Here is a 22,722-nt window from a genome sequence, read left to right as displayed (position 1 = left end):
CCCGAGCGCTACAGGCCCTCGATTCCCTTGCCGATCAGGACGAAGCCGAATACGAGCAGCAGCACGGCCATGATGGCGGCGTTGTGCTGGGTGAGCCAGTCCCGCAGCCGCGTCAGCACCTTTGCCGTCCTGTGCGGCGCGAGGGCGGCGGCAAGGACGATGGCAAGCACGGCGACCGAGGCGACCAGGACGTAGACGACACCGCTCGTGAGGGCGACGTCCGCAGCGACTCCGGCGGCGCCGATGGAGATGCCTGCAGCGATACCGAGCAGGGCATTCTTGGGGTTGGCGGCCGAGAGCAGCAGTCCGAGCCCGACGCTGCGGACCGGACCGGCCGACATGAGCCCCGACATCCATGCGGGCAGTTCGGCGTCGGCACCGCGCGTCGTGATCGCCTTCCGCACGGCGAGGAAGAGCAGAACGACACCTAAGACGATCCGAAGCCATCCGAAGATCGCGGGCGTGCTCCCCGCGCCTGCTCCGCTCAACAGACCCGCCGCGAATGCTCCGATCAGCACCACGACCCCGCAGCCGATGATCCATCCCGCCGCGAACGCGCTGCCGCTCAGACGGGGTCTGACGGACATCACGATGAGCACGGCGGCGATCAGGGGGATCGGGCTGAGGCCTGCGGCGACAGCGAGGGGCAGGATGTCGCCGATGACCTCGTTCATGCCCCGATCCTGACAGATGCGAGCATCCGGGCGCACAGCCACAGTTCGTTACGTGCCGTTCATCTCACGCAGCGCCAGTCACGCAAGAATCGAGCGGTGCCCGAGGTGCGGGCTCGAAGGGACACACATGCGCCGCGCGAAGATCGTTGCCACCCTGGGACCCGCCTCGTCGTCGTACGCGGTGATCGAGGGGCTCGTACGGGCGGGGATGGACATCGCTCGCCTGAACCTCAGTCATGGAGCATACGCGCAGCACGAGGAGTCGTACGCGAACGTTCGACGCGCTGCAGACAGCACGGGTCGAGCGGTGGGGATCCTCGTCGACCTGCAGGGGCCGAAGATCCGCCTCGGCCGTTTCGCGGACGGGCCGCACGTGCTCGATCCCGGCGACGTCTTCACGATCACGACCGAGGATGTCGTGGGCACCCGCGAGATCGTCGGCACGACCTTTGCGCCGCTGGCGCGCGACGTGCAGGTCGGGGATTCGATCCTGATCGACGACGGCAAGGTGCGGCTGCGCGTGCTCGAGACCGATGGCGTGAGCGTGCGCACCGAGGTCGTCGTCGGGGGAGCCGTTTCGAACAACAAGGGACTGAACCTGCCCGGCGTGGACGTCAAGGTACCGGCGCTGAGTGAGAAGGACGAGGCCGACCTGCGGTGGGCTCTGGCCCTCGGCGCCGACATGATCGCGCTGTCGTTCGTGCGCTCGGCGAAGGACGCCCATCCCGTCCGCCGCGTGATGGCGGAGGAGGGGAGGTTCATCCCGGTCATCGCGAAGATCGAGAAGCCCGAGGCCGTCGCCGTCCTGCACGAGATCGTCGACGCGTTCGATGGCGTGATGGTCGCGCGCGGTGATCTCGGGGTCGAGCTGCCGCTCGAGCAGGTCCCGATCGTGCAGAAGCGCGCGGTCGAGGATGCGCGGCGATGGGCCAAGCCCGTGATCGTGGCGACGCAGATGCTCGAGTCGATGATCGAGAATCCGGTGCCGACCCGCGCCGAGACGTCCGATGTCGCCAACGCGATCCTGGACGGAGCCGACGCCGTCATGCTCTCGGGAGAGACGGGCGTCGGCGCGCATCCGATCACGGTCGTCGAGACGATGGCGCGCATCATCGCCTCGACCGAGGAGCAGGGGCTCGATCGGATCGTGCCGCTCGGCACCAAGCCGCGCACGCAGGGCGGAGCTCTGACACTCGCCGCGGCGAGCATCGCCGACTTCGTCGACGCGAAGTACGTCTGCGTCTTCAGCCAGTCCGGGGACTCCGCGAGACGGATGGCCCGGCTGCGTTTCCGTTTGCCGACCCTGGCGTTCACCGATCTGGCGGCGACCCGTTCGCGGCTCGCCCTCTCGTGGGGCGTCGAGACGTTCCTCGTGCCGCGCGTACCGACGACGGACGAGTTGATGCGCATCGTCGACGAGGTCCTTCTGCAGGCCGGTCGCGCTCTGCCGGGCGACCGGGTGATCGTGACGGCGGGTTCGCCTCCGGGCATCGCGGGTTCGACCAACAACGTGCGGGTGCATCGCGTCGGCGACGGAGTGGGACCGGCTCTCGCGGCCGATCTCGCGGCGCGCGCTCCCGCGGCACCGCTCGCCTGAGCTGAGGCGCGCTCAGCGCGGAGGGCCTGGTTGCTCCGGAGGATCCTCCACCGCGGTGCGATCCTCCCGAGCAATCAGATCCTCGGAACGAACGAGGACGTGCGTGCCCTCAGCGCACCCCGAGGAACGAACGGTCGGTGAGCACGATCGGGCCGTCCGCGGTCAGCGCCACCGTGTGCTCGGCGTGAGCACCGCGCGAGCCGTCCGCGCTGCGCAGCGTCCAGCCATCCGGATCCGTGATGAGCTCGTCGGTCGTCTGCAGGAACCACGGCTCGAGCGCCACGACCAGGCCGGCGCGCAGCGGGTAGCCGCGTCCCGCCTTGCCGTCGTTCGGAATGTGCGGGTCGCCGTGCATGATGCGTCCCACTCCGTGTCCGCCGAAGTCCGTGTTGATCGAATAGCCCTCGCCGTGCGCGACGGCGGCGATCGCCGCGGAGATGTCGCCGATCCTGTGCCCGACGGTCGCGGTCGCGATCGCGGCATCCAGCGCACGCTCCGCGGTGTCGATCAGACGCAAGTCCTCGTCGCGCGGCGTGCCCACGACGAACGAGACGGCGGAGTCTGCGACCCAGCCATCGACCGAGACCGCGAAGTCGAGCGACACGAGGTCGCCGTCGCGCAGGACGTAGTCGTGGGGGAGTCCATGCAGCACGGCATCGTTGATCGACGTGCAGATGACCTTGCCGAACGGGCTCGCGCCGAACGACGGGTGGTAGTCGATGTAGCAGGATTCCGCTCCCGCGCGCGTGATCAGGTCGTGCGCGCGACGGTCGATCGCGAGCAGGTTGGTGCCGACTTTCGTCTCGTCGCGCAGTGTCGCGAGCGTTTCGGCGACGAACCGTCCCGCGGGACGCATCGCTTCGATCTCGGCGGGTGTGCGCAGTTCGATCATCGTGTTCCTTTCCTGCCGTCACGTCCATTGTGTCCGACTCCCGGGCCGTCCTTCCCCGTGAGCGCTGGGAGGTTGCCCAGCGCAGCGGTCTGAGCGCCCTCGCGGCACCCGTCGAGGCGTACCATCGTTCACATGTGGCTGCGGCGTGCATTCTTCCACTGGCTGATCCCAGCCGCTTTTCTGCTGCCCGTCTGGCTGCTGGTCGGCTGGGGTGTCTTCCAGGGCGGGGCCGGTCCCTTCCTCTGGGTGCTGTTCATCGCCGTGCCATCCGTGTTCCTCGGTCAGCTGCTTCTGACGCTGCTGGTTCGCGCTCGTCCGACCGTGCGCGCCCAGCGCGCCGTTTCGTGGTGGGATGTCGCGGGCTTCACGCTCTGGCATGCGCTGACGATCGCCGTCGGCTTCTTCGGCGCGTGGTTCGTCCCGCTCCTCGTCGGCGCCATCGTGGTGGCCATCACGCTGTTCTGGCTGAGCCTCTGGCAGCTCTGGAGTGAAGCTCGCTCCGGAACCGGCCGCATCGTGCTGCGTTATTCGAGTGCTTCTGGCGCCGCTGCAGCTGACGGCACAGCCTGGGACGGTGTACGCGCGGCGCGCGAGTCCGCGAACAGCGATGGTGAGGTCATCGTCCTCTCGGAGGTCAGCCAACCCGGTGAGGGTCGCGTCTCGCGCTGAGGCTCGGCGCGAAGCGTCCATCGCCCTCGCCGTCTGCCGGGTGACCCGACTGGTTTGGTCACCCCCGGCATCCGTGGCAGAATGGTCCCTTGTGCCGTGACCGACTCTGCCGCAGGGGAGTCCGCGGATCGCACCGATCCCGCACCGCACGTCTTTCATCCTTTTCACAACCTTCACCCGCGCCCGACCTGTGGCGGACGCAGAGAGACAGATCATGCAGATCCTCGACGCCGTCGATGCAGCATCGCTGCGCACAGACATTCCCGAGTTCGGCCCCGGCGACACCGTCAAGGTGCACGTCAACATCACGGAGGGCACCCGCTCGCGTATCCAGGTCTTCCAGGGCTTCGTGCTCGGTCGGTCGGGCGACGGTGTGCGCGAGACATTCACGGTCCGCAAGATCAGCTTCCAGGTCGGCGTGGAGCGTACGTTCCCCGTGCACAGCCCGGTGATCGACCACATCGAGGTCGTCACCCGCGGTGACGTTCGTCGCGCGAAGCTCTACTACATGCGCAACCTGCGCGGCAAGAAGGCGAAGATCAAGGAGAAGCGCGACAACTGAGTCGCCTTTTCCGAGAAGACCCCGTGGCTCGCGCTGCGGGGTTTTCTCTTTCGCCGGGTGATCAATCGATGCACGGATGTGTGCGCGCCCGCCACCCGCATGCCCCCGGATGTGCGACGCTTGAGGCACGGGCGCACGACACTTGCGAGCCGTGAAGGACGAGACCGTGAGCAGCCCCGCAACAGACACCCCTGAACCCGCGCCGCTCGTGCGCAGTCGTAGCCGGCGCCGCGGTGCGTTTGCGCTGCTGCGCGACATCGTGGTGATCGTGCTCGTCGCGGTGCTCGTGTCGTTCCTCGTCAAGACGTTCCTCGTGCGGTCGTTCTACATTCCCTCGGGGTCGATGGAGAACACGCTCCTCATAAACGACCGCATCCTCGTCGACGAGATCACGCCGCGGTTCGGCGGCTACGACCATGGCGATGTCGTTGTCTTTCGCGATCCGGGCGGGTGGCTGCCGCCCTCGACGCAGCCCGATCGTCCGCCCGTCGTCGAGGCGTGGGAATGGGTGCTGTCGCTCGTCGGTCTTGCCGCTCCCGATAGCGAGGACCACCTGATCAAGCGCGTTATCGGTCTGCCGGGCGACCATGTCGCGTGCTGCAACGCCCTCGGTCAGATCACGGTGAACGGCGTGCCGATCGACGAGTCCGAGTACCTTCTGATGCCTCCGGGCGAGACCGCGGCGTCCAGAGACGCCTTCGATGTCGTCGTCCCCGAGAACAGCCTGTGGGTGCTCGGAGACAACCGATACCGATCGAAGGACTCGCGCTACAACCAGGAGCAGCCGGGGCGCGGTTTCGTGCCTCTCGACAATGTCGTGGGCCGGGCGTTCCTCGTGACGTTCCCGTTCTCGCGCTTCGGCCCGATCGACTTCCATCACGGGGTTTTCGCCGGTGTTCCGGATCCCACGGATACCGCGGGGGCACTCGAGCGATGACGGTGATCGAGCCGCGTCTGACGCTGGAGCGTCGACTGCTGCGCGAACGGCCGATCGTGATCGCGTGCGACGAGGTCGGGCGTGGGGCCCTCGCGGGGCCGGTCGCGGTGGGTGCGACCGCCGTCGATGCAGCCGGCGCGCGCAAACGAGTACCGCAGGGGCTACGCGATTCGAAACTCGTTCCCGAGGCACGGAGAGCGGATGTCGCGGCGCGGGCGGAAGGGTGGGTCTGCGCGAGCGGGGTCGGTTGGGCATCGGCGGGAGAGGTCGATCAGTTCGGCATCATGCGAGCTCTCGGCCTCGCGGCTATGCGCGCACTCGACGATCTGCGGACGCACGGCATCGCCGTCGAGGACGGGATCGTCATTCTCGACGGCAACTACGACTACATCACGGCGGCCGGAGCACGAGGCCTGACGGTGCAGCCCGTCATCAAGGCCGACCGGGACTGCGCGAGTGCCGCCGCGGCATCCGTCATCGCGAAGGTCGCGCGCGACGCCGTGATGACCGGGCTGCACGACGATCTGCCGGCTTACCAATGGGCGCGGAACAAGGGCTACGCGAGCGTTGAGCATCGCCAGGCGATCGACCTCCATGGGCTCAGCGCCCACCATCGCGCGTCGTGGGCGATCGCACCCGCAACGCTCTTCTGAGACCCGAGGCGCTCGCCGACCGCGCGCCCTCAGCCGACAACGCCCCTCCGGCGAGCGCGGCCCGGCACGATCCGGACGCGGGGCGCCGGGGTAACTAGGATGGAACAACCATGGATGACGATGTCTTCGAGGATTACGACCGCGAACTCGAGCTGGCGCTCTTTCGCGAATACCGCGACGTCGTCTCGCAGTTCCAGTTCGTGATCGAGACCGAGCGGCGCTTCTATCTCGCCAACGAGGTCAATGTCGTGCGCCGCGACACCGAGCACGACTTCTACTTCGAGATCACGATGAACGACGTGTGGGTGTGGGATATCTACCGCGCCGACCGGTTCGTGAAGTCGGTGCGCGTTCTGACCTTCAAGGACGTCAACGTCGAGGAGCTCTCGCGCCGCGACTTCGAACTGCCGCAGGAGCTCTCGCTCGACGGCGAGTAGTTCGCTCGATCCTCCACAGAGGCTCCTGTCTCCGGTGATCCCCGGATCGTCCCTGCGTGCGTTGCGGGGCGCCTCCGCCCTGCGAGGGTTGACCCGCATCGACCGCCGGTCGAGCGGAAGGGGCGGTCAGTGGCGCAGAAGGACGAGCGCGGAAAAGCCGGAGAGCAACGTGCCGCCGAGTATCTCGAGCGCCTCGGCTACGCCGTGGTCGATCGCAACTGGCGTTGTGATCAGGGCGAGCTCGATATCGTCGCGTGTCAGGGCGACGACCTCGTCTTCATCGAGGTCAAGACCCGTCGCGGAATCGGCTACGGGCATCCGTTCGAAGCGATCACTCCCGAGAAGTTCGCGCGACTGCATCGACTCGCTATCGCGTGGATCATCGCGCATCCGGGTTCCGGGTGGGGACGAAGCATCCGGATCGATGCGATCGGCATCGTGGGAGACGACCCGACGACGGGCACGCTCGAGCACCTCGAGGCGCTCCGTTGACCATCGCGCGCACGTGGGGCGTCGCGCTCAGCGGAATCGACGGATCGCTCGTCGAAGTCGAGGCAGACCTGTCGAGCCAACTGCCGGAATTCCGGCTGATCGGGCTCCCCGACAAGGCACTCGGTGAGGCGCAGCTGCGCGTTCGCAACGCGACGGCGAATTGCGGGATGCCCCTGCCCGCCCGTCGATTGACGGTGAACCTCTCGCCCGCCAGCCTGCCGAAGCACGGATCCGGATTCGACGTGGCGATCGCCGTCGCAGCGCTCGCGACGGCCGGAGGTTTCGATCCCGCGTCTCTGACCCAGACCGTGCATCTGGGCGAGCTCGGGCTCGACGGTCGGCTGCGCCCGGTGCCCGGGATTCTGCCCGCGGTGCTCGCGGCCGCACGAGCGGGTATCCGCCGCGTCGTCGTGCCCCACGCGAACGTCGACGAAGCGCGGCTGATCGAGGGAGTGCGGGTGCTCGGTGCCGTCTCGCTCGTCGATGTGGCTCGCGCCCACGGCGTGGACGTGCCCGAACTCGACCTGGCGCCCGTGCCGCGCACCGCGGCGCCGGTGGCCTCGCATCGACCGCCCGAACTCGCCGAGGTTGTGGGTCAGCGCGAGGCCGTCGAGGCGCTGATCGCCGCTGCGGCGGGAGGGCACCATCTGCTGATGTCGGGCCCGCCCGGGGCGGGAAAGACGATGATCGCCGAACGGCTGCCGGGAATTCTCCCTCCGCTCGGTGACGCCGAAGCCCTCGAGACCGCGGCGCTGCGTTCGCTCTCCGGCGAGGCCGTCGACGCGCTCAGCCGCACACCTCCCCTGGAAGCCCCGCATCACAGCGCCTCGATGGCGGCCCTCGTCGGGGGCGGCAGTCGGCTCGTCCGCCCCGGCGCGATCGCGCGGGCTTCGGGAGGCGTGCTGTTCTTGGACGAAGCCGGGGAGTTTCCCGCATCCGTCCTCGATGCGCTGAGACTTCCGCTCGAGAAGGGACAGATCACGATCCATCGCTCGGGTGTGTCGGCGACCTTCCCCGCACGGTTCCAGCTCGTGCTGGCGACCAATCCGTGTCCGTGCGGGCATCACGGCGTGCCGGGCGGGTCCTGCACGTGCCCGCCGCAGGCGATCCGCCGGTACGTCGGACGCCTGTCGGGCCCGCTGCTCGATCGGGTCGATATCCGCTTCGGTCTGGTGCGGGTCTCGCGCGTTCCGGGCCGAGCCGAGGCCGACACGATCACGACGGCGGTCGCGCGGGAGCGCGTCGCCGAGGCACGGGATCGTGCGCGGCGGCGCCTGAGCGAGACTCCCTGGCAGACGAATGCGCAGGCGTCCGGATCGTGGCTGCGCCAGGGTCCGCTCGCGCTCGCGCCCGAGGTGCGCCGCCCGCTCGATGGGGCGCTGCAACGAGGAGCCCTCACGCTTCGGGGGTATGACCGCACCCTCCGCGTCGCGTGGACCTTGGCCGACCTCGGCGGACGTGATCGTCCCACGCTCGACGACATCGGTCGGGCGCTGTTTCTGCGCAAGGGAGTTCACGCGTGAACGCGGAGCTGCCGGAGCACGCCGATGATCGCCGCGCTCAGCTCGGCGCGATCGTCTCGCCGGGCCGAGACGACCAGGGAATATCGGATGCGTGGGCGCGGGCGATCTGGAGCCGGATCAGCGAACCGGGCGACGGCGTTGCGGGGCACCTGGTGGCTGCTCTGGGGGCCGAGGGCGCGCTGCGCGAGGTCCGAGCTCGGGCATCCTCACGATCTCGCCCACGATCGCCTGCGTTCACGGCGGGGCTCAAGCGCTGGCTGCCGCGCCTGAACCCCATCGCGGTCGAGGGGATGTTCCGCACGGCACGGTTCGCACGGCTCCGGCTGATCACGCCAGCCGATCCCGAGTGGCCGCGTGGTCTCGCCGATCTCGGCGCGCATTCCCCGCTCGTGCTGTGGGTTCGGGGGTCGGGGCGCGCCCTGCTCACGGGCGAGCCTCGCGTTGCGCTGGTGGGAGCGCGCGCGTGCACGGCATACGGTGAGCTCGTCGCGGGGGACCTCGCCGCTGATCTGGCGGACCGTGGGGTGAGCGTGGTGTCCGGTGCAGCCTTCGGTATCGACGGGGCTGCGCATCGCGCCGCGCTCGGTACGGGCGGAACCACGATCGCTGTGCTGGCAGGTGGCGTGGACCGGCCATACCCGTCGAGTCACTCGGACATGATCGAGAGCATCGCCGAGACCGGTGCCGTCATCGGCGAGATCGCGCCCGGCGCCGCTCCCACCAAGTCACGCTTCTTGCAGCGGAACAGGGTTATCGCCGCGATGTCCGAGGCGACCGTGGTCGTCGAAGCGGGTTGGCGCAGCGGATCGCTCAACACGGCGGGTCACGCGGCGGCCCTGGGGCGCCCGCTCGGCGCCGTGCCGGGGCCGATCACCTCCGCGACCTCCGCGGGCTGTCATCGCCTGCTGCGGGAGTTCGACGCGACGTGCGTCACCTCGGCGGCGGACATCATCGAGCTGACCGGCTGGGATGCTGCGCCGAATCGGTTCCCGGCACCGGCGGGCGGGGTCCCCGCCGATGGGGCACCCGGTGCGGTCGCCGGGGCTGGAGAGGTCGTTGCGGCGGCCGCGGGCAGCGACCGGAGCGCCGAACAAACGCGTGTGCTCGAGGCGACCGACAGGCGGGCACGCAGATCGAGCGACGAGATCGCGCGGAGGGCCGGCACGACGCCCGCGCATGTGGAGGCGCAGCTCGGTCTATGGGAACTCGAGGGGCTGGTGGTGCGTGAGGACGACGGATGGCGGCGCGCCGCCGCGCGGTCGGCCCGGGGATGAGCGCATGCTGGGCGGGTGGACTGGCACGATGCATCGGAGGCGTTCGAGACGCACCTGCGAACCGTGCGCCGCCTGTCTCCCGCAACGACGCGTGCGTACCGCGCCGACCTGCGCGACCTGATCGAGGTCGCGCTGCTCACCGGAGTGCAGACGCCCGCCGAGACCGACCTGGGACTGCTGCGCGAATGGCAGGGGCAAGCGAGCGAGCGCGGCGATGCGCGGGCGACCCTCGCGCGTCGTACCGCGGCCATCCGGTCGTTCTTCGCGTGGGCGCTGGAAGCGGGGATCGTGACGCAGGATCCGAGCCTGCGCCTGGTCGCGCCCAAGCGCGGACGGACGCTGCCGACAGTCGCGACCGCTCCTGCCGTCGCCGAAATGCTCGACGGGCTGGCCGCTCTCGCCGAGGGCGGCGACCCGCTTCCGCTCCGTGATCGGGCGATGCTCGAACTGCTGTACGGCGCGGGTATCCGTGTCTCGGAGCTGTGCGGTCTGGACATCGGTGACCTCGACCTCGATCGGGGCACCGCGCGAGTCCTCGGCAAGGGCTCCAAGGAACGCGTCGTGCCGTTCGGCGTTCCCGCTCGGCGCGCGATAGAGGCCTACGTGACGCGAGGGAGGCCCGAACTCGTCGTGGAGCACTTCGGTGACGGTGCGGCGGCGGCCCGGGGGAGCGGTAGCGCGCTGTTCCTCGGCTCACGCGGGGGCAGGATCTCACCGCGGACGGTCTACGACGTCGTCTCGCACCGCCTGGCTCCCACCCTCGGCGTGGAGCACATCGGCCCCCACGCACTCCGCCACTCGGCGGCGACTCATCTGCTCGACGGCGGTGCTGATCTGCGGACGGTGCAAGAGATCCTCGGGCACGCGAGCCTCGGTACGACGCAGATCTACACGCACGTCTCGAGCGAACGTCTGCGCGCGGCCTACCGCCTGGCGCACCCGCGCGCTTGAGGGCCGGCATGTCGCGACCGGTCGCGACTCGCCGTGCGCTGGTCGTTGGCGCGGCGAGTCGCGACCGTTCGTGGGTGCCCGACGGCGGGCGTTGCCTGCCGGGGGCGTCGCCTCGACAGGATCGGTGACCGCGGTGCCCGGCCGGGCTCAGCGGTCGGCGTAGGGGAGCAGCACGGCCCGGGGCATCGCCCCGAGCAGCACGAGCGGATTGAGGTACTCGCCGTCGAGCCGTGCGCCGAGGTGCAGGGCCCCGGGCTCTGCGTGTCCGCCGACCGACAGCACCCCGACCACCTCACCGCGCATGACGCGCTCGCCCGGCACGACCAGCGCCTCGACGGGTTCGAGTGTCGAGACGATCCCTTCGCCGTGATCGATCGTCAGTACCCTCCGATCGACCACGCGCCCCGCAAATGCGACGACCCCGTCATCGGGCGCACGAACGGATGTCTCACCGCGAAGGGCGATGTCGATGCCCCGGTGTCCCGGACCATAGGCATGGGCCGGAGCCAGATAGTCGCGGACGATCCCGAACGGTGGCGCCACCGGCCATGACCAGGCAGCCACGCCGCCGTTCGCCCCGCCGCCGCCCGTCTCGCTTCCCGCCGCGGCGGCACCCAGCGACCCGGCGAGGAACGCCGCGGCCACCGCCGCCACCGTGGCCCGGCCAGCCGCGCGCGCGAAGCGAAACACGACGGTACGAGGCATCCGATCAGCATGCGCCGATCCGAGCGACACCTCGCGTCGCGCACCGATGTCGGGGGACGCCGTCCATCCGCCGCAGCGGGGGAGGAGCCATCCGGGTTGGCCACCATGCCCCCGTCGGTGACTGATACACTGGCAGAGCACCTCGTTTACGGGGTGACTTCGCGTGCCCAGAGCGTTGCGATCCGAGGATCGCGCGTGGCATCCCTCCCCACGGTCCCGCCTCACGGCGGGTGGGAGTGTGCCGGTCACCAGGACACGTCGCCCGACCGGAGCGACGAATCACACAACCGCAAGAGGCACCGCGTGGTGCCAAGACAGGAGTCGGCCATGGCCGTCGTTACCATTCGCCAGCTGCTCGATTCGGGCGTGCACTTCGGACACCAGACGCGTCGGTGGAACCCGAAGGTGAAGCGCTTCATCCTCACCGAGCGCAGCGGCATCCACATCATCGACCTGCAGCAGTCGCTGTCGTACATCGACAAGGCGTACGACTTCGTCAAGGAGACGGTCGCCCGCGGGGGCACGGTGCTGTTCGTCGGCACCAAGAAGCAGGCCCAGAGCGTCATCGCCGAGCAGGCGACCCGCGTCGGCCAGCCCTACGTCAACCAGCGTTGGCTCGGCGGTCTGCTCACGAACTTCCAGACGATCTCCAAGCGCCTCGCGCGCATGAAGGAGCTCGAAGAGCTCGACTACGAGGTCCCCGCGAACAGTGGCTTCACCAAGAAGGAACTGCTGATCAAGAAGCGCGAGCTCGACAAGCTGCACAAGTCGCTCGGCGGGATCCGGAACCTGACCAAGACGCCTTCGGCGATCTGGGTCATCGACGCCAAGCGCGAGCACCTCGCGATCAACGAGGCCAAGAAGCTCGGCATCCCCGTGATCGGCATCCTCGACACGAACGCCGACCCGGACGAGTTCCAGTACCCGATTCCCGGCAACGACGACGCGATCCGCTCGGTGGGCCTGCTCACGCGCATCATCGCGGACGCCGCAGCCGAGGGTCTGATCCAGCGCCACCAGCCCTCGGGTGAGGCCGAGACGGCCGAGCCCCTCGCCGACTGGGAGCGCGAGCTTCTCGAGCAGGCTGCCCCCGAGCAGTCCTCCGCCGACACCGCGAAGGTCGCCGAGCCCGCCCTCGCCGAGGCCGTCGCCAACGAGCTGGTCGCGGACGAGCAGGCCATCGAGGGTGCTTCCGCCACCGAGTCCGCCGCTGACGCCGAAGGCGCCGCCGCTCATGACCAGACGATCGCCGAGGCCGCCGGCCTCGACGCCGCGGACGTGAAGGCCGCCGAAGACGCAGCCGCCCCGGCATCCGCCGAATAAGCGCATCGGCTCGCCGGGCGGTACTGCGTCCGGCGAGCCCTCACCCCGCCACACACGACACATCGAAAGACACGCAAGGGGTTTACACACCATGGCAAACTTCACGATCGCCGACATCAAGGCGCTGCGCGAACAGCTCGGCACGGGCATGGTCGACACCAAGAAGGCACTCGAGGAGGCCGACGGAGACGTCGAGAAGGCCGTCGAGATCCTCCGCCTCAAGGGAGCGAAGGGCAACGCGAAGCGTGCCGACCGCTCCACGAGCGAGGGACTCGTCGTCGCCCGCGAGGTCGGCGGCAAGGTGACGCTCGTCGAGCTCGCCTGCGAGACCGACTTCGTCGCCAAAAACGAGCGCTTCATCGCCCTCGCGGACAAGGTCGCGGATGCCGCGGCCGCTGTCTCGGCCGACTCGGTCGAGGCCGCTCTCGCCGCCCCTGCGGGCGACGGCACGGTCGACCAGCTCATCTCGGACGAGGCTGCGATCATCGGCGAGAAGGTCGAACTGCGCCGCGTGCGCACGCTGACGGGTGACCACTTCGAGATCTACCTCCACAAGACGAGCAAGGACCTGCCGCCGCAGATCGGTGTCGTCGTCGCCTACTCGGGTGACGACGCCGAGACCGCGCGCAGCATCGCCCAGCACATCTCGTTCGCGAACCCGAGCTACCTCGCGAAGGCGGATGTCCCCGAGGCCGAGGTCGAGCGCGAGCGCGACATCGTCACCAAGATCTCGCTCGAAGAGGGCAAGCCCGAGGCGGCTCTGCCCAAGATCGTCGAGGGCCGTGTGAACGCGTTCTTCAAGCAGGTCGCGCTGCTCGAGCAGGACTATGCGAAGGACAACAAGCTGTCCGTCGCCAAGGTCGCGCAGGACGCGGGCATCACCGTGACCGACTTCGCTCGGTTCAAGGTCGGCGCCTGACGCTGTGACGTGAGGGGTCCGGTGCATCGCACCGGGCCCCTTTTCTCTGCGTCCGTCCCCCGCAGGGGGACTCTGGGCGCGCGACACGACGCCTCTGCCGTTAGGTTGGAGGCTGACGGAAGGATGCTGAGTGATCGACGAGGCTACCGGGCGCCGACGCGTCCTGCTCAAACTGTCGGGTGAGGCGTTCGGCGGTGGATCGCTCGGAGTGAATCCGGATGTCGTCAGCCAGATCGCGCGCGAAATCGCCGAGGCGGTGGATCGCGTCGAGATCGCGATCGTCGTCGGCGGCGGCAATTTCTTCCGCGGTGCCGAACTCAGCCAGCGCGGCATGGATCGCGGCCGGGCCGACTACATGGGCATGCTCGGCACCGTGATGAACGCCCTCGCGCTGCAGGACTTCCTCGAGCAGGCGGGGGCCGCCACGCGCGTGCAGTCCGCGATCTCGATGATGCAGGTCGCCGAGCCCTACATCCCGCGTCGCGCCGAGCGCCACATGGAGAAGGGGCGCGTCGTGATCTTCGGTGCCGGCGCGGGCCTGCCGTATTTCTCGACCGACACGGTGGCGGCGCAGCGCGCGCTCGAGATCGGCGCAACCGAGGTGCTCGTCGCCAAGAACGGGGTCGATGGCGTCTACACCGCCGACCCCCGCACGGATCCCACCGCGGTACGCCTCGACCGCGTCACCTACAACGACGCGCTCCAGCGCGGTCTGAAGGTCGTCGACTCGACCGCCTTCAGCCTGTGCATGGACAACCACATGGACATGCGCGTGTTCGGCATGGAACCCGCCGGCAACGTCACGCGAGCGCTTCTCGGTGACGAGATCGGCACGCTCGTCACGGTCTGACCGCGACCCCGCGGCTAGACTGAGCGAACGCTTCAACCCCTGAAGGAGTCACCGTGATCGCGGACGTCTTGGCGGATGCCGCCACCCGCATGGACCGTGCCGTGGAGGCCGCGAAGGATGATTTCGCGACCGTTCGGACGGGTCGTGCGAACCCCCAGCTGTTCCAGAAGATCCTCGTGGACTACTACGGCACACCGACCCCGCTCGCGCAGCTCGCGTCGCTCAACAACATCGAAGCGCGCACGATCGTCGTCACCCCATACGACAAGTCGGCACTCAAGGCGATCGAAGAGGCCATCCGCAACACGCCCAACCTCGGCGCGAATCCGACGAACGACGGAAACCTCGTTCGCGTCACGATGCCCGAGCTGACGGAAGAGCGCCGCAAGGAGTTCGTGAAGATCGTCCGCACCAAGGGCGAGGACGCGAAAGTCCACGTGCGAGGCATCCGCCGCAAGTGCAAGGACGACCTGGACGCGCTCAAGAGCGACGTCGGCGAGGACGAAATCGCCCGCGGCGAGAAGGAATTGGACGCGCTGACGAAGGCACACGTCGACCTGATCGACGATGCCCTCAAGCGCAAAGAGGCAGAGCTGCTCGAGGTCTGAGCCGCATCCGACCATGAGTGACGCACCCGACGAGTCAGAGCTTCGAGAAACGCCGTCCCCGCCGACGCGCGCGGGCCGGGCGGGCGGACACGAATCCGCCGCCGCGTTCCAGGAGCACGTTCGTCAGGCGCGCAGCGACCTCGAACAGCAGGTCGCACACGCCCGCGATCAGTTCGGCGAGGCGAACGAGCGCATCAAGCAGCGCACCGGACGCGACCTGATCGTCGCGATCATGATCGGTCTCGCCATCGGTGCCGTCGTGATCGCCTCGCTCATCTTCCTCAAGTGGGTCTTCGCGATCTTCGCGCTGGCTGTCGCGGTCCTCGGAACGTTCGAATTCTGTCGCGCTTTGCAGGTCTCCGGCCGCAAGGTCGACATGGTTCCGCAGATCGGGTTCGTCTTCGTGCTCGTCGCGGGCGGGTTCTTCCTCGACCTGTGGGCGCTGTGGGTTCTCGTCTTCGTCGACGTCGTCGTCGTGGTCGTCTGGCGTGTGCTCGGACAGATGATCGCGCAGGACGGCCGACGCTACGGTGATGTGCTCTCGGACGTCTTGATCGGCGCGCTCGTGCAGCTCTACGTCCCCTTCCTCGGCAGCCTGGCAATGGTGCTGCTGCGGCAAGAGGGCGGACAGTGGTGGGTGCTCGCGTTCATCATCATCGCCGTCGCCTCCGACACGGGCGCGTACGCGACGGGTCTCGCTCTCGGTCGCACCCCGATGGCCCCCCGCATCAGTCCGAAGAAGACGTGGGAAGGCTTCGCCGGCGCCGTCGCCGCTGCCCTCATCGCGGGAGTCCTGCTCGCCTGGCTGATGATCGGATTGCCCTGGTGGGCCGGCCTGATCATGGGAGCGGTCATCGTGGTCACGGCCACTGCCGGTGACTTGGGTGAGTCGATGCTCAAGCGCGACCTGGGTATCAAGGACATGAGCTCGTGGCTGCCGGGCCACGGCGGTGTGCTCGATCGGCTCGACTCGATCCTCCCGTCCGCCGCCGCAGCGCTCGCCCTCTTCTACCTGCTTTCGCCGCTGGGAGTTGCATGACCGACCCGACCACGCCCGCAGAGCCCGACGCATCCGTGGATGTCGCCGACATGGCCGCCGCCGGTGCTGATCAGACCGAGACGCGGGGCACTTCCTCGCTTTTTCCCGAGGCGCCGCGTCGCGTCCTGGGGTACGACAAGGCTGCCGTCGATGCGTTCCTGGAGCGCGCCCGGCAGGAGTTCGAGGGTGAGCCGTCCCCGGATGGCACGCCGTACCTCGATGCTGCGTCGGTGCGTACCGCAGCCTTCCCCCTGGTCAAGCGCGGCTACGCGATCGAGCCCGTCGACGCGGCACTCGCGCGCATCGAGGACGCCTTTGCCGCACGCGACCGCGAAGCGGCGGTGGCGACGACGGGCACGAGAGTGTGGGTGGAACGGGCACGCGATGATGCGCAGGTCCTGCTCGATCACCTCTCGCGGCCGCGGCGGCGACGGTTCGCCCGCGCCGGGTGGTTGCGCTTCGGCTATCGCACGGACGAAGTGGATCTCGTCGCCGACCGTCTCGTCGAGTACTTCGAAACAGGCCGCCCCATCACTGTCGATCAGGTGCGGGCAGTCGCATTCCGGATGCAGCGTCGCGGGTATCAGGAAGAGCAGGTCGACGCGCTGCTCGACGCCGTGATCGACGTCATGCTCGCCGTTCGCTGAAAGTTCGTCCGCCGGATCCGTGCCGAGCGCGCCGGTAGCGTGGCACGTCGCCGGGGTCGCGGCTAAACTCGAAGCACTGTGAGCCAGGGCAACGAGATCATTCCGGCGCCGACCCGCACGTCTGTGGGTCGCGTGTCGTCGACCCTCGCGCGTCGTACGCCCGCTGCTCGGCCGGTGCGCTGGTCCCGGCGTCGCGGGGTTCTCGGTGTCTTCGCGACGGTGGCCGCCGTGGGGTTCCTCGGTGCATATGTCGTCGTTCCGACCGGGGCCGCCCTCGCCGAGGCATCCGCGCAGGATGCCGGTGCAACCACGCTCTACGCGGCTGCGCGGAGCGACGCCCAGTCGCTCATCGTCGACATCGCGGGTGAGACGAGCGCGCCCGAGCTGTCGCGGGGCAGCTATCAGGTGTTCGTCAAACCCAAGCCGAAGCCGGTACCCGTCGCGGCAAGCAGCACCAAGGCCGCCAGCGGGTGGGCGCCGCCGAGCGTCGTTCCCGATCCCGGCTCGGCGCAGGCGATCGCTTTCGACATGGTCGCGTCGCGCGGGTGGGGGACGGGCGAGTTCGACTGCCTCGTCGCCCTCTGGAAGAAGGAGTCGGGTTGGCGCGTGAACGCGCACAACAAGTCCAGCGGTGCCTACGGCATCCCGCAGGCTCTACCCGGCACCAAGATGGCGTCTGCGGGCGCCGACTGGGAGACCAACCCGGCGACGCAGATCGCCTGGGGACTCGGATACATCGGTGGCCGGTACGGTACGCCCTGCGGTGCCTGGGGCCACTCGCAGGCCCGCGGGTGGTACTGACCGCGATGCCGCGGTCGAACCGACGCCGACCCGACCCTCCCGGTGACGGGCTCGAGCGCCTCATCGGCGGCTGGAAGAGGCCCGAGACGCGACGAGGCGTCGAATACACCGTCCAGCCCGTGTCTGCTCATCAGGCCGTCAAGTCGTACACCTGTCCCGGCTGCGGGCGCCCGGTTGCCGCGCACACCGCGCACCTGGTCGTCTGGCGCGCGGACGGCGTGCTCGGTGAGGCGGCCGATCTCGCGGCCCGCCGTCACTGGCACACGCACTGTTGGAGGATCGCATGACCGAGATTCGTGGACCGATCCAGCTGCCCGCCCGGCGCGAAGACATCGAGCTGCACACGCTCGACGACGTGACGCTGGTGGGGGAGTTGGCCCAACCGCTCGAGACGGAGCCGGTCGCAACGCTCGTGACGCTGCATCCGCTTCCCACGGCGGGCGGGTTCATGGATTCGCACATCCTGCGCAAAGCGGCCGGCCGTCTGCCCGCCCTTGCCGATCTCGCCGTGCTGCGCTTCAACACCCGTGGCACCACGTCACCGCGCGGGACGAGCGAGGGGTCGTTCGACGGCGGGCACGACGAGGCCTTCGACGTTGCCGCAGCGCTCGATTTCGTCCGGGAGCGGGGTCTGCCGAAACCGTGGCTGGTGGGCTGGTCGTTCGGCACCGAGCTGGCCCTGAAATACGGTCGAGATCACGACATCGCGGGAGTCATCCTGCTCTCGCCGCCGCTGCACCGCACGACCGACGAAGAACTCGCCGCGTGGGCGGGCGACGACCGGCCCCTGATCGCCGTGATTCCCGAGTTCGATGACTACCTCCGTCCGGATGCTGCGGTCCAGCGCTTCGCGCAGATCCCGCACGTCGTCGTCGTTCCGGTCGAGGGCGGGCGGCACCTGTGGGTCGGCGAGACGCAGACACGGCGGGTCTTGACCGAGATCGTCGCCGCGGTCAACCCGGCGGCGTTGCCGCTGCCGACCGAGTGGGACGGCCCGCTCTAGCCACGAATCGTGAACCCCGACGGTCCCGTACGGGCGCGGTCCGATCGTTGAGCAGCGACGCCGAGGCTGGATTACAGCTCGTTCATCCGCGGGATGATGACCTGCCGATAGATGATCAGGATGCTGGCTGCCACGGGGATCGCAACGAGCGCGCCGAGGAGTCCGAGCAGCGAGCCACCCGCGAGGGCCGCGATCACGACGACGGCACCCGGCACCGACACGGCTCGGTTCATGATGCGCGGCGCCAGCACGTACGCCTCGATCTGCATGTAGATCAGGTAGTAGATACCGGCGATCAGGGCGGTTCCCGGACTGCCGAGCCCCGGGATCAGGCAGGTCAGGACGATGATCGTCGAGCCCGTCAGCGTGCCGACGAGCGGGATCAGCGAGAAGAAGAACGCGATGACCGCGAGGACGGCGGGGAACGGCGCCCCGATGATCGTGAGCAGGATGGCGCTCAGGATGCCGTTGACGATGCCCAGCGTTCCCTGGCCCATGACGTAGTAGCCGACCGAGTCCGTGATCTGCTCCGACAGGTCGATGAAGCGGGCGCGACGCGATGCGGGAACGAGCTGGTACACGGCGGCCTTGAGGTTCGGCGTGGACGCCGTGAAGTAGATCGTCAGGATCAGGACGATGAATGCGCCCGTCAGGCCGGCCACGATGGCCGCGCCGAACGCCAGCACGCTCTCTCCGATCGCGGCGAAGTCGAGCGAAGTCAGCCAGTCATTGACGTAGGTGAAGACGTCATCCACCTTCAGCGTTGGGAATGTGGTCTGGAGCCAATTCCGGAGATCGTCGATGAACGTGCCCCGGGTGATGATCGTCTCGATCGCGGCCACGAGCTGACTGATCTGGGCAGCGATGATTGGCAGCACCATCAGCACGATTCCGGCGAAGGCCGCCAGCACGACCAGGATCACGATGAGGACCGCGACCCAGCGCTTCATCCGCCGACGTTCGAGGAACGAGATCGCGGGCTCGAGGCCGAGCGACAGGAAGAGCGCCGTGCCGACGTACAGCAGAATCGTCGAGAGCGTCTGAATACTCGAGATCAGGACGATCCCGAGCCCCACACCGAGCGTCGCGATGAATGCGACGCGGAACGGGTTGTGAATCTTCACGTGCACCTCCGGCTGCGACGCGCCCGACGCGCGTCACGTCAGAATACGGGCGGACCACCCTGTTCACGCGCTTCACGCGCGTGGGGCTGACATTCAGGCGTACTTCGGTAGTCTGGGATGTCCGCTTCCGCGCCGAAACTCTCCCGGGCGCGTCGATGGAGGAGTTTTCGTTTGCGTTTTGTCTGGGCTGTCGCGGCATTCGTGCTCGCCGCCGTACTGATCGGCGCGGGTATCGCGCAGCGGACGGTGTTCGTGGGCGCCGATACGACCGAGACCAAGATCAGCGCTTCCGACGGTCTTCCGTACACGCTGATCGATGGCGCGGTCCTGACAAGCGCACCGGGTTCGCAGACGCTGACGGCATCGGTCGACACCGGCCCCGTGTACGCCGCCTACGGGCGCACGGCGGACGTCACGGCCTGGCTCTCGGATGTCTCGTATACGCGTGTCACGCTGGATGACACGGGCGAGATCGTCACCGAAACGGTTGATCCGCAGAAGGAGGGCCCCGCAACCGACGGTCCCGCCGCGGATGGCGCTGCGGATGCAGCGACCGAGGGCGACACGACGTCAGACCAGGCCGCGACGGGGACCGCCGTAGGGCGCAACCCTGCCGGGTCCGACCTGTGGCTCGATGAGTTCACCGACGAGGGAACGCTCACGGCCCAGCTGCAGCTGCCCGACACGATGAGCGTTCTGCTCGCCGCGGATGGCACGGCAGCGGCGCCGGAGTCGATCGAGATCCGCTGGCCCCTCGACAACTCGACCCCCTGGGCGGGTCCGCTCATCGTGGCCGGAAGCATCCTGATGGTGCTCGGCGTGCTCCTGTACCTGTTGGGCATCCGGCACGCGCGCCGCTCGCGTGGTCCGCGGCGCAAGGGGCTGCCGCAGCCCGTGACGCAGCCCCTCGACACGATTCCCGCCGGAGATGCCGAGGCGAAGGGCGTGATCAGCTCGGGCGCTCCCTCCCGTCGTGCACTGCGTGGCGGCACCCGCGGCTTCGTCGTCATTCCGAGCATCGCCATCGCCGGGCTGCTCTTCACCGGCTGTACCGCCGAATCCTGGCCGCAGCTGGCGGCGTCGGCCACCCCCTCGCCGTCCGCGAGCGTGATCGCGGCGGACGAGCAGGACGCACCGGCCGTCACCGAGACGCAGGCGAAGCGCATTCTTGCGAAGGTCGCGCAGACGGTATCCGAAGCGGATGTCGCGGCCAACGGCGATCTCGCGGCGACGCGACTCGCGGGTGCCGTACTGGATGAGCGCAAGGCGAACTACCTGATCCGCAGCAAGGTCGCCGATCACCCGGCGCTGCCGGCGATCCCGACCGAACCGCTGCAGATCGTGCTTCCCCAGGCATACGACCTCTGGCCGCGGACGATCATGACGGTCGTGGGCGAAGAGGGCGAGACGACGGTTGCCCCGACCGTGGCCGTCCTGACGCAGCAGGATGCCTGGTCGGAATACAAGCTCACTTACCTCGCGAGCCTGGCCGCATCCGCTGAGTTCCCGGGTGGTGTCGCGCCCGCCACGATCGGTGCGGCGCTCGTGCCGCCAGACTCTCCGTTCCTGATTCTGGAACCCCAGGAGTTGGCCGCGGCGTACGCGGACGTGCTCAACAACGGAGAGAACAGCAGCTATGCGTCCCTGTTCGAGGAAGAGGGCGATCAGTTCCGCGTGAAGGTCGCGGAGGACCGCCGGACCCGTCTGGATCAGTTCAACCAGACCGGCGCGGAGACGGGCAGTCTGACCTTCTCGTCGGCCGCCGGCGCGTACCCCGCGATCGGCCTGGCGACTCTCGAATCCGGTGCGATCGTCGCCGTCAGCCTCACCGAGACCGACACCGTCAAACCGACGAACAGCGACGCCGTGATCAAGCTCGACGGCAACCCGACGGTGGAGGCCCTCGCCGGCACGGCCAGCTCGGCGTCCGGCTTCCAGACGAACTTCTCCGACCAGCTCTTCTTCTACGTACCCAATCAGGCCGACGGCGGACAGATCCGGCTGCTCGGCTATGCCTCGAACATCCTCAGCGCGGGAGTCATCCAATGAGTCTGAACGCCAATCCCGGCGCCGTCCTCCGCGGCGCCGTCGACCTGTCATCGCTGCGCAACCGCCCGCAGCCGCCCGCTCCGGGCGCCGCGGCCGCCGCGGCTTCCGGCGCCGGGGGCCCCGCCGCTGCGAGTGGCGGTGCCGGGCTGGTGCGAGACGCCACGGACGAGACGTTCGGTGAGATCCTCGAGCTGTCGCGTACGGTCCCCGTCGTCATCGATCTGTGGGCCGAGTGGTGCGGGCCGTGCAAGCAGCTGAGCCCGATCCTCGAGTCCGTGATCACCGAGCTCGGCGGACGCCTCGTCCTGGTGAAGGTCGACGTGGATGCGAACCCGCAGCTCGCCCAGGCATTTCGTGCACAGTCCATCCCGCTCGTCGTGGCCCTGGTCGGCGGACAGCCGGTTCCGCTGTTCACCGGTGCGGTTCCCGAGCAGCAGGTGCGCGAGGTGTTCGCCCAGCTCCTGCAGCTCGCAGCCCAGAACGGCGTGACGGGGACACTCTCCGTGACGGATGCCGAAGCCGGCGACGCCGACGGTGAGGCCGTCGAGCCGTCCGAGCCGCCGCTCCCTCCGCTACACGCCGCCGCGTTCGCGGCCATCGAAGAGGGCGACTACGACGCCGCCGTCCGGGCTTACGAGCAGGCGCTGGTCGAGAATCCGAGGGATGAGGACGCGCGCGCGGGCCTCGGTCAGGTTCGCCTGCTGAGTCGGGTGTCGGGTCTCGAGCTCGAAGCGGCGCGCGCCGCCGCGGCGGCCGCCCCCACGGATGTGCCAGCGCAGTTCGCGGTCGCGGATCTCGACATCGCCGGGGGACACGTCGATGACGCGTTCGGACGACTCCTCGACCTGTTCGCGGCGCTGCCCGACGACGAGCGTGCGCCCGTGCGCGAGCGTCTGCTCGAGCTGTTCGGGCTGATCGGCGATCCGGACCCGCGCGTCATCCGCGCGCGTGGCCGCCTGGCGTCGCTGCTCTTCTGAGAACGCGCCACGTCCG

The 22,722-nt window shown here is 68.8% G+C and carries 25 protein-coding genes; 21 read left to right on the top strand and 4 right to left on the bottom strand.

The annotated features are described in order from the left end of the window. Positions 1-8: 8 nt before the first annotated feature. Positions 9-674 (bottom strand): GAP family protein, encoded by a 666-nt coding sequence (locus CGU35_RS07315; protein ID WP_100810863.1) that lies wholly within the window; start codon positions 672-674, stop codon positions 9-11. A 127-nt stretch (positions 675-801) separates the two neighbouring features. Between CGU35_RS07315 and pyk the strand changes: the two genes are divergently transcribed. Next, positions 802-2,271 carry a pyruvate kinase gene (gene pyk, locus CGU35_RS07310; protein ID WP_100810862.1) on the top strand — a complete coding sequence of 490 codons (1,470 nt, stop codon included), beginning with the start codon at positions 802-804 and terminating at the stop codon, positions 2,269-2,271. A gap of 109 nt (positions 2,272-2,380) precedes the next feature. Here the strand turns inward: pyk and map are convergent, their stop codons facing one another. Then, positions 2,381-3,163: a type I methionyl aminopeptidase gene (gene map, locus CGU35_RS07305; protein ID WP_100810861.1), complete on the bottom strand. Its 783-nt coding sequence runs from the start codon at positions 3,161-3,163 to the stop codon at positions 2,381-2,383. 132 nt (positions 3,164-3,295) lie between these two features. Between map and CGU35_RS07300 the strand changes: the two genes are divergently transcribed. The 9 genes from CGU35_RS07300 to CGU35_RS07260 all read left to right on the top strand — a co-directional run bounded on the left by CGU35_RS07300 (position 3,296) and on the right by CGU35_RS07260 (position 10,661). Further along, a complete protein-coding gene (locus CGU35_RS07300; protein ID WP_100810860.1) occupies positions 3,296-3,832 on the top strand; it encodes an MFS transporter permease in 537 nt (178 codons plus the stop codon). 214 nt (positions 3,833-4,046) lie between these two features. Then, positions 4,047-4,394, top strand: a complete 348-nt coding sequence (gene rplS / locus CGU35_RS07295) for a 50S ribosomal protein L19 (protein WP_100810859.1) — start codon at positions 4,047-4,049, stop codon at positions 4,392-4,394. Between the two features lie 166 nt (positions 4,395-4,560). Further along, complete coding sequence (gene lepB / locus CGU35_RS07290) at positions 4,561-5,331, top strand: signal peptidase I (protein WP_100811343.1); 771 nt, start codon at positions 4,561-4,563, stop codon at positions 5,329-5,331. After that, positions 5,328-5,984, top strand: a complete 657-nt coding sequence (locus CGU35_RS07285) for a ribonuclease HII (RefSeq protein ID WP_100810858.1) — start codon at positions 5,328-5,330, stop codon at positions 5,982-5,984. Before lepB ends, CGU35_RS07285 begins: the two co-directional genes overlap by 4 nt. 110 nt (positions 5,985-6,094) lie before the next feature. Then, positions 6,095-6,421, top strand: coding sequence for a DUF2469 family protein (locus CGU35_RS07280; protein WP_100810857.1), 327 nt, complete (start codon positions 6,095-6,097; stop codon positions 6,419-6,421). A gap of 129 nt (positions 6,422-6,550) precedes the next feature. Continuing rightward, positions 6,551-6,913, top strand: a complete 363-nt coding sequence (locus tag CGU35_RS07275) for a YraN family protein (RefSeq protein ID WP_100810856.1) — start codon at positions 6,551-6,553, stop codon at positions 6,911-6,913. Next, on the top strand, positions 6,910-8,436 hold the full coding sequence (locus CGU35_RS07270) for a YifB family Mg chelatase-like AAA ATPase (protein ID WP_100810855.1): 1,527 nt from the start codon (positions 6,910-6,912) through the stop codon (positions 8,434-8,436). Before CGU35_RS07275 ends, CGU35_RS07270 begins: the two co-directional genes overlap by 4 nt. Further along, positions 8,433-9,710, top strand: a complete 1,278-nt coding sequence (gene dprA, locus CGU35_RS07265) for a DNA-processing protein DprA (protein ID WP_232711180.1) — start codon at positions 8,433-8,435, stop codon at positions 9,708-9,710. Before CGU35_RS07270 ends, dprA begins: the two co-directional genes overlap by 4 nt. A gap of 15 nt (positions 9,711-9,725) precedes the next feature. Next, entirely contained in the window at positions 9,726-10,661 is a 936-nt protein-coding gene (locus CGU35_RS07260) for a tyrosine recombinase XerC (protein ID WP_100810854.1), read from the top strand. Between the two features lie 147 nt (positions 10,662-10,808). On the opposite strand, the gene CGU35_RS07255 is transcribed toward CGU35_RS07260, so the two are convergent. Next, positions 10,809-11,366 (bottom strand): murein hydrolase activator EnvC family protein, encoded by a 558-nt coding sequence (locus CGU35_RS07255; protein WP_100811341.1) that lies wholly within the window; start codon positions 11,364-11,366, stop codon positions 10,809-10,811. Between the two features lie 327 nt (positions 11,367-11,693). Here CGU35_RS07255 and rpsB point away from each other — a divergent pair, with 327 nt between their 5' ends. The 9 genes from rpsB to CGU35_RS07210 all read left to right on the top strand — a co-directional run bounded on the left by rpsB (position 11,694) and on the right by CGU35_RS07210 (position 18,556). Then, entirely contained in the window at positions 11,694-12,689 is a 996-nt protein-coding gene (gene rpsB / locus CGU35_RS07250) for a 30S ribosomal protein S2 (RefSeq protein WP_100810853.1), read from the top strand. 91 nt (positions 12,690-12,780) lie between these two features. Continuing rightward, complete coding sequence (tsf, locus tag CGU35_RS07245) at positions 12,781-13,608, top strand: translation elongation factor Ts (protein WP_100810852.1); 828 nt, start codon at positions 12,781-12,783, stop codon at positions 13,606-13,608. A gap of 130 nt (positions 13,609-13,738) precedes the next feature. Then, positions 13,739-14,458 (top strand): UMP kinase, encoded by a 720-nt coding sequence (pyrH, locus tag CGU35_RS07240; RefSeq protein WP_100810851.1) that lies wholly within the window; start codon positions 13,739-13,741, stop codon positions 14,456-14,458. 53 nt (positions 14,459-14,511) lie between these two features. After that, the gene (gene frr, locus CGU35_RS07235) at positions 14,512-15,066 is read left to right on the top strand and encodes a ribosome recycling factor (protein WP_100810850.1); all 555 of its coding nucleotides are present in this window, start codon (positions 14,512-14,514) and stop codon (positions 15,064-15,066) included. A 13-nt stretch (positions 15,067-15,079) separates the two neighbouring features. After that, entirely contained in the window at positions 15,080-16,105 is a 1,026-nt protein-coding gene (locus CGU35_RS07230) for a phosphatidate cytidylyltransferase (protein ID WP_100810849.1), read from the top strand. Next, positions 16,102-16,752 carry a DivIVA domain-containing protein gene (locus CGU35_RS07225; RefSeq protein WP_232711179.1) on the top strand — a complete coding sequence of 217 codons (651 nt, stop codon included), beginning with the start codon at positions 16,102-16,104 and terminating at the stop codon, positions 16,750-16,752. Before CGU35_RS07230 ends, CGU35_RS07225 begins: the two co-directional genes overlap by 4 nt. A 78-nt stretch (positions 16,753-16,830) precedes the next feature. Further along, entirely contained in the window at positions 16,831-17,553 is a 723-nt protein-coding gene (locus CGU35_RS07220) for a lytic transglycosylase domain-containing protein (RefSeq protein WP_100810848.1), read from the top strand. A 5-nt stretch (positions 17,554-17,558) separates the two neighbouring features. Then, positions 17,559-17,840 carry a hypothetical protein gene (locus CGU35_RS07215; RefSeq protein WP_100811339.1) on the top strand — a complete coding sequence of 94 codons (282 nt, stop codon included), beginning with the start codon at positions 17,559-17,561 and terminating at the stop codon, positions 17,838-17,840. Then, positions 17,837-18,556, top strand: coding sequence for an alpha/beta hydrolase (locus tag CGU35_RS07210; RefSeq protein WP_100810847.1), 720 nt, complete (start codon positions 17,837-17,839; stop codon positions 18,554-18,556). The genes CGU35_RS07215 and CGU35_RS07210 overlap by 4 nt, the downstream gene beginning before the upstream one ends. A gap of 71 nt (positions 18,557-18,627) precedes the next feature. Here CGU35_RS07210 and CGU35_RS07205 read toward each other — a convergent pair whose 3' ends face one another. Further along, positions 18,628-19,680: an AI-2E family transporter gene (locus CGU35_RS07205; RefSeq protein ID WP_100810846.1), complete on the bottom strand. Its 1,053-nt coding sequence runs from the start codon at positions 19,678-19,680 to the stop codon at positions 18,628-18,630. Between the two features lie 171 nt (positions 19,681-19,851). On the opposite strand from CGU35_RS07205, the gene CGU35_RS07200 reads away from it, so the two are divergent. After that, positions 19,852-21,729, top strand: a complete 1,878-nt coding sequence (locus tag CGU35_RS07200) for a glycosyl transferase (protein WP_181003374.1) — start codon at positions 19,852-19,854, stop codon at positions 21,727-21,729. Beyond that, a complete protein-coding gene (locus CGU35_RS07195) occupies positions 21,726-22,706 on the top strand; it encodes a tetratricopeptide repeat protein (RefSeq protein ID WP_100810844.1) in 981 nt (326 codons plus the stop codon). Before CGU35_RS07200 ends, CGU35_RS07195 begins: the two co-directional genes overlap by 4 nt. The last annotated feature ends 16 nt before the right edge of the window (positions 22,707-22,722 follow it).

Source organism: Microbacterium sp. BR1 (assembly GCF_002812725.1).
In the GTDB taxonomy this organism is placed as follows: Bacteria; Actinomycetota; Actinomycetes; order Actinomycetales; family Microbacteriaceae; genus Microbacterium.
Note: the sequence above shows the minus strand (reverse complement) of the source record. Positions and strands in the feature narration are given on the sequence as shown.

Coding starts and splice junctions, on each gene's coding strand:
- tsf (WP_100810852.1), top strand. CDS start 12,781: ATGGCAAACTTCACGATCGCCGACATCAAGGCGCTGCGCGAACAGCTC.
- CGU35_RS07315 (WP_100810863.1), bottom strand. CDS start 674: ATGAACGAGGTCATCGGCGACATCCTGCCCCTCGCTGTCGCCGCAGGC.
- CGU35_RS07280 (WP_100810857.1), top strand. CDS start 6,095: ATGGATGACGATGTCTTCGAGGATTACGACCGCGAACTCGAGCTGGCG.
- rplS (WP_100810859.1), top strand. CDS start 4,047: ATGCAGATCCTCGACGCCGTCGATGCAGCATCGCTGCGCACAGACATT.
- rpsB (WP_100810853.1), top strand. CDS start 11,694: ATGGCCGTCGTTACCATTCGCCAGCTGCTCGATTCGGGCGTGCACTTC.
- pyk (WP_100810862.1), top strand. CDS start 802: ATGCGCCGCGCGAAGATCGTTGCCACCCTGGGACCCGCCTCGTCGTCG.
- CGU35_RS07215 (WP_100811339.1), top strand. CDS start 17,559: ATGCCGCGGTCGAACCGACGCCGACCCGACCCTCCCGGTGACGGGCTC.
- CGU35_RS07300 (WP_100810860.1), top strand. CDS start 3,296: ATGTGGCTGCGGCGTGCATTCTTCCACTGGCTGATCCCAGCCGCTTTT.
- CGU35_RS07230 (WP_100810849.1), top strand. CDS start 15,080: ATGAGTGACGCACCCGACGAGTCAGAGCTTCGAGAAACGCCGTCCCCG.
- CGU35_RS07285 (WP_100810858.1), top strand. CDS start 5,328: ATGACGGTGATCGAGCCGCGTCTGACGCTGGAGCGTCGACTGCTGCGC.
- CGU35_RS07225 (WP_232711179.1), top strand. CDS start 16,102: ATGACCGACCCGACCACGCCCGCAGAGCCCGACGCATCCGTGGATGTC.
- CGU35_RS07255 (WP_100811341.1), bottom strand. CDS start 11,366: ATGCCTCGTACCGTCGTGTTTCGCTTCGCGCGCGCGGCTGGCCGGGCC.
- map (WP_100810861.1), bottom strand. CDS start 3,163: ATGATCGAACTGCGCACACCCGCCGAGATCGAAGCGATGCGTCCCGCG.
- CGU35_RS07195 (WP_100810844.1), top strand. CDS start 21,726: ATGAGTCTGAACGCCAATCCCGGCGCCGTCCTCCGCGGCGCCGTCGAC.
- CGU35_RS07210 (WP_100810847.1), top strand. CDS start 17,837: ATGACCGAGATTCGTGGACCGATCCAGCTGCCCGCCCGGCGCGAAGAC.